General features: G+C 59.4%; 13 protein-coding genes. 5 read left to right on the plus strand and 8 right to left on the minus strand.

Annotated features, from left to right (window positions below; translation table 11 throughout):
• The first annotated feature begins 42 nt into the window (after nt 1–42).
• Nucleotides 43–1,386 (plus strand): MATE family efflux transporter, encoded by a 1,344-nt coding sequence (locus F4Y38_14115; GenBank protein MXY50416.1) that lies wholly within the window; start codon nt 43–45, stop codon nt 1,384–1,386.
• A gap of 20 nt (nt 1,387–1,406) precedes the next feature.
• Here F4Y38_14115 and F4Y38_14120 read toward each other — a convergent pair whose 3' ends face one another.
• From F4Y38_14120 to F4Y38_14145, 6 genes are all read right to left on the minus strand, one after another.
• Complete coding sequence (locus F4Y38_14120) at nt 1,407–1,799, minus strand: type II toxin-antitoxin system VapC family toxin (protein MXY50417.1); 393 nt, start codon at nt 1,797–1,799, stop codon at nt 1,407–1,409.
• Nucleotides 1,796–2,791 carry a hypothetical protein gene (locus F4Y38_14125; protein ID MXY50418.1) on the minus strand — a complete coding sequence of 332 codons (996 nt, stop codon included), beginning with the start codon at nt 2,789–2,791 and terminating at the stop codon, nt 1,796–1,798. The genes F4Y38_14120 and F4Y38_14125 overlap by 4 nt, the downstream gene beginning before the upstream one ends.
• Before the next feature lie 169 nt (nt 2,792–2,960).
• On the minus strand, nt 2,961–4,712 hold the full coding sequence (locus F4Y38_14130) for a hypothetical protein (GenBank protein ID MXY50419.1): 1,752 nt from the start codon (nt 4,710–4,712) through the stop codon (nt 2,961–2,963).
• Between the two features lie 104 nt (nt 4,713–4,816).
• Nucleotides 4,817–5,110, minus strand: a complete 294-nt coding sequence (locus F4Y38_14135; protein ID MXY50420.1) for a HigA family addiction module antidote protein — start codon at nt 5,108–5,110, stop codon at nt 4,817–4,819.
• A gap of 15 nt (nt 5,111–5,125) precedes the next feature.
• A complete protein-coding gene (locus tag F4Y38_14140; GenBank protein MXY50421.1) occupies nt 5,126–5,404 on the minus strand; it encodes an excinuclease ABC subunit A in 279 nt (92 codons plus the stop codon).
• Between the two features lie 67 nt (nt 5,405–5,471).
• Nucleotides 5,472–6,383 (minus strand): hypothetical protein, encoded by a 912-nt coding sequence (locus F4Y38_14145; protein ID MXY50422.1) that lies wholly within the window; start codon nt 6,381–6,383, stop codon nt 5,472–5,474.
• A 365-nt stretch (nt 6,384–6,748) separates the two neighbouring features.
• On the opposite strand from F4Y38_14145, the gene F4Y38_14150 reads away from it, so the two are divergent.
• The 3 genes from F4Y38_14150 to F4Y38_14160 are packed head-to-tail and all read left to right on the plus strand — an operon-like array spanning nt 6,749 to nt 9,322.
• Nucleotides 6,749–7,528: a 4-hydroxy-2-oxovalerate aldolase gene (locus F4Y38_14150; GenBank protein MXY50423.1), complete on the plus strand. Its 780-nt coding sequence runs from the start codon at nt 6,749–6,751 to the stop codon at nt 7,526–7,528.
• Between the two features lie 22 nt (nt 7,529–7,550).
• Nucleotides 7,551–8,489 (plus strand): hypothetical protein, encoded by a 939-nt coding sequence (locus F4Y38_14155; GenBank protein MXY50424.1) that lies wholly within the window; start codon nt 7,551–7,553, stop codon nt 8,487–8,489.
• Nucleotides 8,486–9,322, plus strand: a complete 837-nt coding sequence (locus F4Y38_14160; protein MXY50425.1) for a phytanoyl-CoA dioxygenase family protein — start codon at nt 8,486–8,488, stop codon at nt 9,320–9,322. Before F4Y38_14155 ends, F4Y38_14160 begins: the two co-directional genes overlap by 4 nt.
• A 57-nt stretch (nt 9,323–9,379) precedes the next feature.
• Here F4Y38_14160 and F4Y38_14165 read toward each other — a convergent pair whose 3' ends face one another.
• Entirely contained in the window at nt 9,380–10,531 is a 1,152-nt protein-coding gene (locus F4Y38_14165) for a mandelate racemase (protein MXY50426.1), read from the minus strand.
• Between the two features lie 429 nt (nt 10,532–10,960).
• Nucleotides 10,961–12,478 carry an amidohydrolase/deacetylase family metallohydrolase gene (locus F4Y38_14170; GenBank protein ID MXY50427.1) on the minus strand — a complete coding sequence of 506 codons (1,518 nt, stop codon included), beginning with the start codon at nt 12,476–12,478 and terminating at the stop codon, nt 10,961–10,963.
• On the opposite strand from F4Y38_14170, the gene F4Y38_14175 reads away from it, so the two are divergent.
• Nucleotides 12,349–13,182, plus strand: a complete 834-nt coding sequence (locus tag F4Y38_14175; GenBank protein MXY50428.1) for a phytanoyl-CoA dioxygenase family protein — start codon at nt 12,349–12,351, stop codon at nt 13,180–13,182. The two genes, F4Y38_14170 and F4Y38_14175, sit on opposite strands and share 130 nt — an antisense overlap.
• The last annotated feature ends 12 nt before the right edge of the window (nt 13,183–13,194 follow it).

Genomic DNA, 13,194 nt, shown 5'->3' on the forward strand with positions numbered 1-13,194 from the left:
CGCCGATTCAGCACGCCGATTCAGCACGCCGCTCAGGTGAATATGCGCGATTCAAAGCCCGCGGGCACCTCGTCCGACCATCCTTTTACGACCAGGCCCCATGCCACGCTTGTACGGCTTTCCTTCCCCGTACTGCTCTCGCTCATCGCGGAACCGCTTACCGGGCTCGTGGACACCGCCTTCATCAAGCGGCTGGGCGCGGAGTCGCTGGCCGCCCTCGGGGTCGGCGCCGTGTCGCTTTCCGGACTCTTCTGGATCTTCAACTTCCTCGGGATCAGCACCCAGACCGAAGTCGCCCAGGCCGAAGGCGACAACGACCGGGCCCGGTCTGTTTCCATGAGCAGCCTGGGCATCATCATGAGCACCGTCTTCGGGCTGCTGATCATCGTCCTCGGCGTTCCACTCACCTCGTACCTCGCCACGCTGCTCGGCGCGTCGGGTGCGATCCACGATGGGGCCGTGGACTACATCTTCTGGCGCTGGCTCGGCGCCCCCGCCATCCTGATCACGCTGACGGCCTGCGGTGCCCTGCGGGGCCTCCAGGATATGCGCTCGCCGCTCTGGATCGCCCTCGGCATCAACGGCATAAACATTGTGCTCGATCCGATCCTCATTTTCGGCGCGGGCCCCGTACCCGCCCTGGGAATCGCCGGCGCGGCGGTAGCCAGCGTCGTCGCGTACTGGATCGGCGCGGTCTGGTCGATCTGGATCGTCAGGCGGAAGCTGGGCTGGTCCTTCCAGGTAAATCTCGGCGCGGTCCGCCGGCTGATGCGCGTCGGCGCCGATCTCTTCATACGCACCGGCGTATTGAACCTGTTTCTCCTCCTGACGACCCGGGAGGCCACGCACGGAGGCGCCGACATCGGGGCCGCCCACCAGGCGATCAGGCAGGTCTGGATGTTCGGCACCTTCGTGCTGGACGCCCTCGCCGTCACGGGACAGAGCCTGGTGGCCTACTTCCTCGGCGGCGACCGGATCCGAAGCGCCCGGAAGGTAGCTCGCATCGTGTGCCACTGGAGCGTGTGGTCGGGTTGCCTGCTGGGCCTCGTCCTGTGGCTGGGGAGCGGGGTCATCATTGATCTGCTCGTACCCGCGACCGCAGTCGCCTATTTCCATTCGGCCTGGATCATCGCCGTCGTCGTACAGCCGGTGAACGCCCTGGCCTTCGCCACCGACGGGCTGCACTGGGGCTCGGGGGACTACCGGTACCTGAGGAACGCCGTGGTCCTCGCCACCGGCACGGGTGCGGCCGGATTGCTCGCCGGTCCGCACGCCCTGGACTGGATCTGGTTGATGACCGGAGTCTGGATCGGCGTCCGGGCGACCCTGGGCGTGGTGAGGATCTGGCCGGGGGTGGGGAACAGCCCGTACAGGGTGATGGAGTGAGGGGGAGGACGGTTACAACTTCAGATCTTCTTCGAATCCAGGATTGAGTTAAACACACTGTCGAAGGTTTTAACATCGCCGATACCTCGACGTTGGCAACTTGCCCAGTGGCATAGATCCCGTGCCTGAAGCATTGGAAACCGTTCGTGCATATGGCCGGCGAGTTTTACGTCTTCCTCCTCTAATGGCCAAACTTCTATTTCCAAATCTGCTATAAGTCTAACCGCTGCCTCGAATGTCGAAAGGCGATTCTCGGTGAGATATACGTGCAGTAATTCCTGCATTACTTCAGCGGAAGTGCATAGTTGATCTCGATTGAGGACGGACGTGCGTAAGAACTCCGTTGCCTGCGCTTGAAGGGAATGCTCCTTTCCAACCGCATACATGAATACGTTGGTGTCGACAAAGATCATGTATTCGTGATCCCGCGTCCTTTCGACTGTTCGATGATTTCACGTTGCTCCTCCCAATCGGGTTCCTTTTCGGGACCAGGAAGATCGCCACAACTGTGAAAGAAATCGTCCAGTTTTGCCAGTTTCTCGACGACCTCATCCTCGGAGAGAATGAAGTTTTTCCGCTGGGTATGGAGTTCCTGAAGCCAGGTATCTAATTGACCGTGGCGTTCCCGCCTTTTTTTGTCGAAGAATCCGTCCGCGCTTCTGATCTTGTTAAACAGCGTGTATGCCATTCCTGCAATGCTCGCGAGATAGTAGTATTCTTGACCTTCAATGTTGGAAATAGGGTACTCAGTTCCCTTTACGGCATACCGCCTGAAGTTTGTGCCGATCGCTATATCGAACCTTCGCTCGTCTTCGCTTGAGGCTTCTCCGAATATCCCTTCCAGCCAGTTGTTTTCCAGCATCGAATCCAATGAACCTTCCTCGTTCTCCGGCTTGTCACCATATGGAATAACGACGCAACGTTCGATTTCAAGATCGTACTCCCAGGCGTTTATGAGTAGTGTCTGAAGGTTATGTCCAAAGTGCTCTTTATCTTTGAGATCTATCGGTAACAATCTCTCGTCCTTGAAGAGCATGTACGCCTTGAGGCCGAGTTCAATGCCATGAAGGAAATTGTAGGCCGTTGATCGATGAGATTCAGGCAACTGAAGGCCGAATGCTCCCTTCCAGTCGCGCGCCAGTTCGTTGCGTCCTATCCTGACGAAATCCTTGCCAAACTCAAAAAACTTCCTATGGCCAATCCACTGTTCGCCAACAGAAACATGGGTGAACGAGTCTTCCCGCTGACGGTCAATGTACACACTTTGTTTCAGGTATTCGCGTGCCTCGTCCCGGACCAACATTTTCCGTTGGCCGGTGCTGTCATATAGGTAGAATCGCCCGTTTGGATCGCGTTCGATTTTCCTGTCTTCTGGTATGTCGAAACGGTGCCGTCTAAGATTCACGAAGTGACTACCTCATTGGTTTTCTTTACAGACGTACAGAACCTGCTGTTTATAAAATATCAACTTAATCTTAGCATTCGTCAATACCAAATCTGATCGAATTCGCGGAAATTCTGACGACACTGAATCACGCTTCGACATGAATTCGACGTAACGTTGGTCCATCCATTCATCCCCACGGAAACGCTAACGTCGGCTGGTTCGCAAATCGTTCCATGGAGATCTCGAGGCGGGCCCCGGAGCCGGGCGCGAGCCGCAGTCTGAGATAGTCGCCGGCCACTTCCACGGTCCGTCCGTCCGCTTCCGCGGCCTTGCTTTCCACCGAAACCGATTTCAATGCGTGTTCCCGGTAGGCGCCGCCCTGGATGATGATATCCGCAGGATCTACCGGGTTGAGGTTGACCAGCGTTACCGCCGACCTCGTATCGGCGACCGTGTCGACCAGCGCCGCAACGTCTTCCGGCAGCCCGGGTCTGCGCCTTCCGGGATCGAAGTACCGGAACATGCAGTGGACCGCCTGGGCCCGCTTCGGGGCTGGACCGCCCATGGTCAGCTGAAACAGTGCGCTCGGCATCGCGGGGTTGAAACCGTTGGTGTTGTCGGACAGGCGCGTGTCCGGCGTCAAGGGGTCGGTGCGGACCGACTCCACCTTCTGCCGGACCGACGCCAGGTCGGCCTGCAATGCCTCTTCCGGATATGCGGGGTTATCACCGGCCACGTACCGCACCCAAGCGTCATCGGCACAGCGCGCCCGCGCTTCCTTGGTCATCGACCAGTACCAGGTCTCCATCGCACCGACGTTATAGGGTCCGGGGGTAAAGTTGTACCAGCCGTCGTCCCCATACTTGTTGGGGTACACCATCCGGCCGTCTTCTTCCCGCCCGTTCTCGTTAATCAGATCGATCATCTCGCTCCATGGCGCCGCATAGGACCGGTCACCGGTCAGCAGCAGCGCGTGACTGAAGCCCGACAGGCCCAGGTGGATCGTGTCGCGGTGCACGGTCCGGCCGTCCTGCGGGGCGACGGTCGTGAATCCCCAACCGTAACACCCGCCGTACCACTTTCCGTCACAGGCGCCGCCGATGGTGCCGTCCAGCCCGATATTGGTGGGGATGATGCCGCCATTGGCCCGTATACGTTCCACCCAGGCGTCCACGTATTCCAGGATCCAGTCCCGGTACTTGCCCTCGCCCGTCAGCGCAAAGGCATTGAAGGCCAGTCCCGTCGCGAGCATGTTGGAGGGATGGTCGCCGATCACGTCGGTGTAATCCTTGAAATGGGCGAGCATCTCCTGGTAGTTGCGTTCGCCGTGGGCCAGGACGAAGCGCCCCTCCTCGATGGGATCGCCCGTCCAGTCCAGGGCCGTGGCCTTGCGTAGCATGGGCCCGCGGCTGCCGTTGAACAGGCTGCGGATGATCCGGTGTTCCGGGTCGTAGTTCCGCGCACCGGGATCCTCATCCATGTAGAACCCGGACCACAGGCGCACCCGGCGTTCGAATTCCTCGGCGTCCGGGTCGCAGAGACCCAGGTCACCGAAGACCGACATGCTCTCGCCGTTGTGCAGCCAGTCGAACATCACCGGGAACTCCTTGTAGTACATCCCGTCCCGGCAGAAGGGTACGTCGACCGTCTTCGCCTCGGTGTACTGCTTGATGTGTCCATCCTGCGCGAGGTTGCTCATGGCCAGCAGTTCCTCCGGTCCGCCCATCATGTAGAGGACCGGCCAGCCGGTCAGGTTCTCGATGGCATCATCGGGCCCGTCGTCGCCGCCCCAGCGCGGCACGCAGCGCATGTAGCCCTGCTCGTCGAAGTAACGACTGTAGAAGTATTCGCAGGCGCGGGCCTGTGCCTTCATGGACTCCTTTTGCAGGAGTGCCCAGGCCGGTGGTGGCATCGGGGTGGTGATGGATAACGAAGTCATTTATCTGGATGGTCTCCGGGTTCCCTGAATGTGTGACTATGAACGTCTCGTAATCCACAGCCGCATCGATTTAAACACTGAATGAGCTACTCCGGTCGTGACAGTCACACAACTTTATGTGGCCTGATGGCTCGCAAAGCTGAAGCTGCCGTACGTTTCGCTTGTGCCAGCTCGTATTGAACCTGCAGGTTCATCCAACTCTGCGCGTCTGTATTGAAGTACTTGGCGAGTCGCAAAGCGGTTTCAGCCGAAATCCCCCGGCGGCCGCGTACAATCTCGTTTATTCTGGCTGGCGTTACGCCGACGGCCTTCGCCAAAGCGTTAGAAGACAATCCAAAGGGTTCCATGAAGTCGTTTTTCAATACTTCACCGGGATGCACGGGATTCAATTGAGCCATGGAAGGTCTTTCCTTTCAGTGGTAATCAACAATCTCCACATCATAAGCGTTACCTTTATCGAATCTGAAACACAGACGCCACTGATCATTGATCCGTATACTATACTGTCCTTGACGGTCACCCGTTAGGGCTTCAAGACGATTACCCGGCGGAACCTTCAGAAAACAAATTGTCGCGGCAGCATCCAACTGGGCAAGTTTACGCTGGGCAACTCGTTCAATTGCGACAAATCTACGCACACGGTATCCCGCCGCAAGTTTCTCCGTGTCCCTGCATCGATACGTCCTGATCATACTCGAAGTTATATCGAATATCGATAAACGGCAAGCAGTTTGTCCTTTAACTCAGTTGATCCCTGGGTCACGCCGCCTTGGCCTGCCGCATCCAAAAGCTGCCGTGCACCAGAGATTCCTCGTACTTCAACGCCCGGCCGATTCGCTTCTTGTCGCGGAGACGTAAATCGGTACCGAGGCCGACACCGGGAGCCTCCTGGGAGTCCATGGATGCAAAGCGACGAATCACCCACAGCGCTATATCGGCCGATGGAGGACCGGTATGGACGGGATGCTCCATCAGGTGGGATTTGATGAGCGCGCTCCAGTGTTCCGCCAGCAGATGCCGTGCGCCGAAGATCTCCACGGCCGTAATCCACCGACCCTGGGATACCGCGATCCCGCACTGCCCCGGCAACGGTCCAAGCTTGCTGAGTTCCCGGGCCGCCGCGGCCCGTTCCTTGTCGCGACGAAAGATCTGCCGATGACTTTCCATCGCGGCCGATGTGCTGGATTGTGCCTGATGGGATTGTAGTTCATCCGCGATCTCGGACCAGACCCTCCCCTGGTCGCTGGCGTGGGTTTGCTCCCGTTGAATCGAGTCGTACACGCCCTCCTGGATCACCCTGCGAATCCGCGGAGAGGCATTCACCTCATCGCGCTCGTACGACTGGGCCTGTCCCCACCGCCCTTGCTCCAGACACGATACGGGCATGGTTCGTTCAGCTCGTGCCGGAACCAGTACGGAGGCGTTTACGGCGCGGTTCTGCTTGCCTCCCAGAAAGTGCTCTCCGTCAATGATCAGAATCGGCGTGTCGGTCGGGTTGACGGCCAGCAGGGATCCTACTGCCGCGTCTTCAAGCTCCCGAACAACGATCCCGGAGGAGGTTCCGGTCGTTATCTCCGGAGGATGGTTCGACGGCAGGTAGACGGGAAAAAACGAAACGCCCAGTCTGGTAATGGGTGCGCCGATTGCCGCGGTCGAAAGGTGCTGAATCATCGAGATGCCTCCTGTAATGTGCCTCCTGTAATGTGCCTTCTGTAACGGGCCTTCTGATGCTCCTTCGAATGCTCCTGCGATCCAGTTTCCCGGATGCTGGTTGGCTGGTCCCAGGTACCCATGCCATCCGATGTGCGAAACTTAGTCCATGATACATAAATGTTCAGTAGTCTACAATATAATCCAATGGAGGCCGACAGGCCGCACCGATGCGCAGTATCGGATGGCGTGTGGGATGATCCCAGAGCCAATAGGCCTTGACACCGCGCCTTGGTGCGTGGATAATCTCCGCACTGATTCACTGCCAGACGGTCGCTTTTCGATCCTGACTCCATTTCCTGATGTTTCCCCCGAAAGGATCCGGCATGCGCAAGAGCAAGGTCCTCTCCAAGCTACGCTCCTCCGGTTTCGTCCGGATGGCCGGTCTCGGCCACTATCTGCCCTTCTACATTCGCTATGCAGCCCACTTCAAATACGACGGCCTCTGGTTCGACCTGGAACACAGGGCGATGGATGCCCGGGAGGTCCAGTCCATTCTGGCCATGTGCAAGCAGCACGACATCGACTGCATGGTGCGCCCGCCGACCCTGGAAAGGACCCGGCTGTACCGGTACCTGGAAGACGGCGCCACGGGCTTCATGATCCCTTTCATGTCGACTGCGGACGTCGCGCGCCACGTCGTCGACTGCACGAAGTTCCCTCCCCTGGGCAACCGGGGCATCGACGGCGCCGGCCTCGATGGTGATTTCGGTATCGAGGTGTGGAAAGAGGGCACGACCTATTTCGAGGACGCCAACCGGGAGACCTTCATCGTCGGTCAGATCGAGACCGTGGAAGGGCTGCGCAACGTGGACGCCATCGCGGCCGTGGAGGGCATAGACGTGGTCTTCATCGGTCCCGCCGACCTGACGCACCGCCTGGAGACCGACCCCAATGTCAACTGGACGCTGGACGATGCCATTTCCCGGGTATCGGACGCGGCCGAACGGAACGGCAAGGCCTGGGGCATCACGGCGGGCAACCCCGAACTGGTCGCCCACTACCGCGGCCTGGGCGCCAGTCTCGTGCCATGGGGCGGCGATTTTAACCTGATGGGCGTGTTGGAGCAGTGCAGCAAGGATTTGGACGGGATACCGGGCGCCTGATTTGGACTATCATTGGACGCAGGTGACTGCCCGTGCCCCCTTCGCACCACGCGACGGGGCCGGCGCATTGGTTTTCGACGACGCCATGTGGTTGATCGGCGGCTGGAATCCGCGCGACAAGCTGCATTACCCCAGGGTCTGCAGCAATGATGTCTGGCGGTCCACCGACGGGCGGGACTGGTCGCAAGTAAAACCCAACACCTACCTCGACGAATCCTTCGATACGAAGCGGGACTGGGCGGGCAGGCACACGGGCGGATACGCCGTGCACGACGGCAGCATGTGGCTGATCGGCGGCGACGCCAACCAGGGGTATCACCAGGGCGATGTCTGGTCGTCGGCCAACGGCCGGGACTGGCACTGCGTGCTCGAAGAAGCCCCCTGGGCGCCCCGCGTGCTGCACGGCGCGGTGGCCTGGATGGGCAGACTCTGGGTATGGGGCGGACAGACCATACCCGGCTTCGCCGGTGGGAAGGACCGTTTCTACGATGACGTGTGGGTTTCGGAGGACGGGAAGGACTGGTCAAGGCTCGAGCCGAACAAGCCCCGGTGGTTACCCCGCGGCATGGTCGGCGGAAGCGTCGTGCATCGAGGTCGTTTCTGGGTCCTCGGCGGCGGTACGTACGAAACCCCGGACACGCCTGATCGGACGTTTCACAATGATGTGTGGAGTACCTCCGACGGCGTTCTCTGGGCGTGCCACAACCGTAACGCGCCCTGGACACCCCGGCAGTATCATGGGACCGCCGTGTTCGACGACCGGATGTGGGTGTTGGCGGGCTGGAACGGCGTTAACCTGAATGACGTCTGGTACTCGTCCGACGGCGCAGTCTGGTTCGAAGTACTGGATACGCCCTGGCCGGCCCGGCACGCGGCCAGTGTCTTCGTGTACCGCGATGCGCTCTGGGTCGTCGCAGGCAGTCACATGGCGTCGGACGTGTGGAGACTGGAACGGCTATGACGACACAGACCCCGGTGCCTTTCCTGACACCGGAAGAGAAGTGGCATTTCGAGCTGCAGGGCTACCTGCTGCTGCCTGGCGTCGTTCCGGACGCCGACCTGTCCGAGATGCGTCCGGTCCTGGACGGCTGGCTGGCCGCGGACGAAAAGGACATTCCCGCTCCACTCAAGCGGGGACGCCAGGAGCCGAACAAGACCCACATCGGCCACATCCACTACGGCCACGAGGTGTTCCAGCGGCTCAACATGAACCCGGAGATCATCCGCGTGGTAGCCGGGTTGACCTGGGGTTGTCCCCGTCTGATGCACTGCGTGTTCACCCACATGGTCAAGGGTCCGGAAGAACTGCGCTTTCATCGGGATGACGACGGAGTCAAGGTCACCCACGGATTCCGCAATCCGAACAACGATTTCCAGGTGGCGGACGGCGAGATCTACTGCAGCCACCTGGCCACATGGGTCGCCCTGGCCGACGTTCCTCCAGGCACGGGATTCTGCCTGGTGCCGGGCAGCCATAAGTCCACGATTCCCGAGCCGGAAGGTCTACCCGTCGAGCACGACCCTCCGACTTCGATCACGATCCCCATGAAGGCGGGAGACGTGATCGTCTTTTCCACCCGCCTGTTGCACAACGCCAGTCCGTGGACCCGGGACTATCCCCGCCTGAACATCTTCCAGCGGTACGTCTTCAGTTGGTTCTTCGATCTGCCCCACCTGTATCCGCTGGAGGAGCACCGCGAGAAACTCTCGGACGATATGTACGAGTTGGAGAAAATGACCCGCGACGAGAAACAGGTCGTCAAGCGGGTACGGGAAATGCTGGCAAGCGCGTAGAAGCGGTTGCGTAGACGCGGGCGCGTGGACGCGGGCGCGATCACTCCTCCTGTCCGCCTACGCCTCGTGCACGATCGTATTCACCCGATGCGCCTCGATGTAGTCCCGATCGATCTCGGCGCCCAGACCCGGACCCTGGGGGACGGGAACGCATCCGTGTTCATCGATGTTCTCGAGCTCATCGGTGAATTCGGGCGCGTAAACGTGCGGCTTGGTCTTCTTAATCCCGGGATGTACGAGCCCCAGTTCGTAGTAGTTGCTGTTCCGGACGGATGCCATGATATGGCGGTGGGCGAGGCCGCCGCCGTGGAGCTCCATGTCCAGCCCGAGTCCCTCGGCCGCGTGGGCGATCTTCATTACGCCGGTGATGCCGCCGTCCTCGTAGACCCCGGACCGCACGAAGTCCGTTCCCCCGTTCACGACGAAATCGACGTGCTGCTCCAGGCCGAAGATATGCTCGGTCTGCAGGATCGGCGTGGTGATGTGTTCCCGCAGCTTCTTGTGGCCGAATATGGACACGCCGCCGTCCTTGTAGGGATCCTCCAACCAGAAGAATCCGGCTTCGTCGCAGGCTCGTCCTACCTTGAGCGCGTCCGCCCAGGTATTGTATTCGCAGGCGGGATCGATCATGAGGTCCATGCCATCTCCCACGCGCTTTCCCGTGACTTTCACGTTGGCGACCTCGCGCTCGATGGGGGCGTTGCCCCAGCCGTGGATCTTGAAGGCGCGGTATCCCAGGTCCCGGCACTGTTCGGCGAAGTCCGCGAAGGCCTCGGGCGTGTGCAGTCCGCCGTTTTCGTCGCCGTGGTACGTGCTCGCGTAAGCCGGAAGGGAAGTCCTGTAACCGCCCAGCAACTGGTAGACGGGCGCGTTGTAGTACTTGCCTGCGAAGTCCCAAAGCGCCACATCCACCGCGCCGATCTGGGTGCGGTCGGTGTGCCGCAGCCCGCGCTTCAGATCATTGTAGGTCTTCTCCCGTTCGAAAGGATTGCTGCCCAGCAGGTACTGGACCGCCGGTCCCGACGGCGAGGGACCGCCCAGGTACTCGCCGACGATTCCCAGGTTGGTGTGTATCCGTAACAGGCCACCGCCGAGTTTGCGCGTGGCGCCTTGCTCGTACACCAGGTTGAATCCATTATAGTCCACGCCCATGTTATCGACGGTGTATTGAAAAACAACGGTTTCGATTTTGGTAATTTCCGGGGTCATAGCCGGTTGCCTCCCTCGAGATGGGTCACTGGGTCGGACAAAGGTTTCGGGAATGGTTTCATCGGGCCGAATTCTGGTTTCATCCTTCTTTTCATTCAGTCTTCTTTCATCCAGTGCGTTTTTTGGTCAGGTCCGGTCCTCCATTATTCTTTAATACGAAACGTACTATCGATTTATCACCGAACGATCCCTGCTTTCACTTTTCCGCGCTTTCGGCTCTTCTATTTCCTTCTTCAGTCCTTTTGCCCTTCTTTCCGTCCTTTCCATCCGGATTTACTTTTTCATCTGTCGCATCCGAGTTCGATCTGATATTGAACGTAACATTATTAATAAATATATAACTAATTATTATAGTACTAATCGTATTAAATCAATACGACGTAATTAAAACTACGGACATCGTTGATGAGATACCCACAGATTTGAAGTTCACCTCACCTTGCTGATGTCCCGGATGGCCCCGTAGGGCACCCCGGTGATATCCACCATTTCCTGGGCCCGGCGCTCCGTCTCCGCGACGTCTTCTTTAACGTCCTCCGGATAATACACCTGGCCGGCCCGCACGGTAAGGTGCGGCGTGATCATGCTGCCGCCGGTTTCCTCCCTTCCGTGGGCGTCGGTAAAGATAAAATGCCCCTCTTCGACGCTAAAAACGGCGATGTCGGCAACGCTTCCCTCCTTCAATGTTCCGATTTCATCCGATCGGTCCAGCACACGTGCGGGATTGATGGTCGTCTGTCGCACGATCTCCTCGAAATCCAGCCCCATGTTCAGCAGTTTCGACGCGGTTTCGGGCAGGCTGTGTACTGGGGACTTCAGGCTGTAGACGTGAAGGTCCGTGCTGATCACGTCGGACAGGAAACCCAGTTCGACCGCCCGTTTCGCGATCCCGTAGTGAAAACTCCCGGCGCCGTGGCCCAGGTCGAAAAACACGCCGCGCTTTCTTGCTTCGTATACTTCCGGAATCACCCGGTCTTCGTCGCCGAGGATATGATCTCCCTTTCCCTGGTAGCAGTGGGTCACTATATCGCCGGGACGAAGCAACTCCAGAATATCCGGCAGAGCGACACCCTTGTCAATATGGACCATGACCCGGGTGTCCACCATTTCGGCCGCTTCGATGGCCCGACGGAGCGGTTCCACGCCGTGGCTTCCCACCTGGAAGGCCCCCTGACGGACCTTGACGCCCACGCAGTGTTCCGGCCACATGGAAATGACCCGGGCCGTGTGTTCGGGATCGGCGTTCTTGATGTCCTCCATCTCGCCGCGCATGGAATTCAGCAGCCCGATGCTGCTGATATGAACGAAGGTGAGCACTTCGGTCCGGGACGGTTCGATGATGTACTCGAGAAAGCCGCGCAGGTTCGTCCATCCCGGGCTCCCGGCATCTACGATGGTCGTTACGCCGGTGGCCAGACATAGGGCGTCGGCCTTGATACCGAAGGTCGTGGCGCCGGCGTAAACATGGGCGTGCAGGTCGATCCAGCCGGGCGTTAGAAACTTGCCCGATACGTCGATGGTCGTACGCGCGCCGTCTTCAATGCGATCGGAAATCGCGGCGATTCTGCCGTTAGTGATCCCTACGTCGCCTCTTCCGTTCTTCTGTTGGGAGGGATCGACAATCGTCGCGCCCGACAGCACCAGGTCGAAAGCCATGGAAAACCTCCGGAATCGGTTCCATTCGGACGTCGCAGTCCTGATTCCCTTCTGCACCCTAGTTGTTGACATTTGAAAAGTATAATCATATCGTTTTCTCGCATCAATGGACTTAACCCCAATGAAATTAACCCAGTCCAGCCACCTGAAGGATTTGCGCCATGGCGAGCGGTCTGACCGACCACCAGAAAAACCGGTATCTCGAAGACGGCTTCCTGCCCATCGAAGGGCTGTTCGACCCCGCTTCGCTCGATCCCTTGATCGCGGAATTGAACGAGGTCGTCGATGCATGGGCGGAGCGGTACCACGCGGAAGGGAGGCTGCCGGAACGGTTTGCGGACGAACCCTTCGAACGGAGACTTTACCGGATCCATGAGGCCATGGACGGCCAGTGCGGGGAATTGCTCGAAGCCGTGCTGGGAAAACGGAAGACCGCGGGCATGTTTCTCGTCATGACCCTGCCCGAGATCCTGGACGTGGTCGAATCCCTCATCGGTTCGGAGATCCTCGTCCACCCCCAGTTCAACTCCCGGGCCAAGCTTCCGGACAGGACTTCCGTCGTGGACTGGCACCAGGACATCGGGTTCCTGGATCCGGACGTGATGCAGACCTTCATGGTCAATTTCTGGCTGCCGCTGGTGGATACGGACGAACATAACGGCTGTCTGGAGGCCATCCGCGGCAGTCACCGCAGCGAACGGCTCCCGTTCGAGGATTCACCCGAGAACATCGTTCCCGGCGCCTTGCCCGCCGGCGAGCGGGTATCCTGTCCCATTCCCAGGGGCGGCGTGCTCCTGCTACAGCACACCACGGTGCACCGTTCCGCGCCGAATTACTCGGATCACATACGATGGAGCCTGGATATCCGGTACAGCGACTGGCGAAAGCCCACGGGAAGGGACGATGTCCCGGGATTTATCGCCCGCAGCCGGTCGCATCCCGAGAAGGTCGCCACCGGGCACGAGGCCTGGCAGCGGCTGTTCGAACTGGACTGATTTATGGTTGAA

The sequence above is a fragment of the Gemmatimonadota bacterium genome (genome assembly GCA_009838645.1).
In the GTDB taxonomy this organism is placed as follows: domain Bacteria; phylum JAAXHH01; class JAAXHH01; order JAAXHH01; family JAAXHH01; genus JAAXHH01.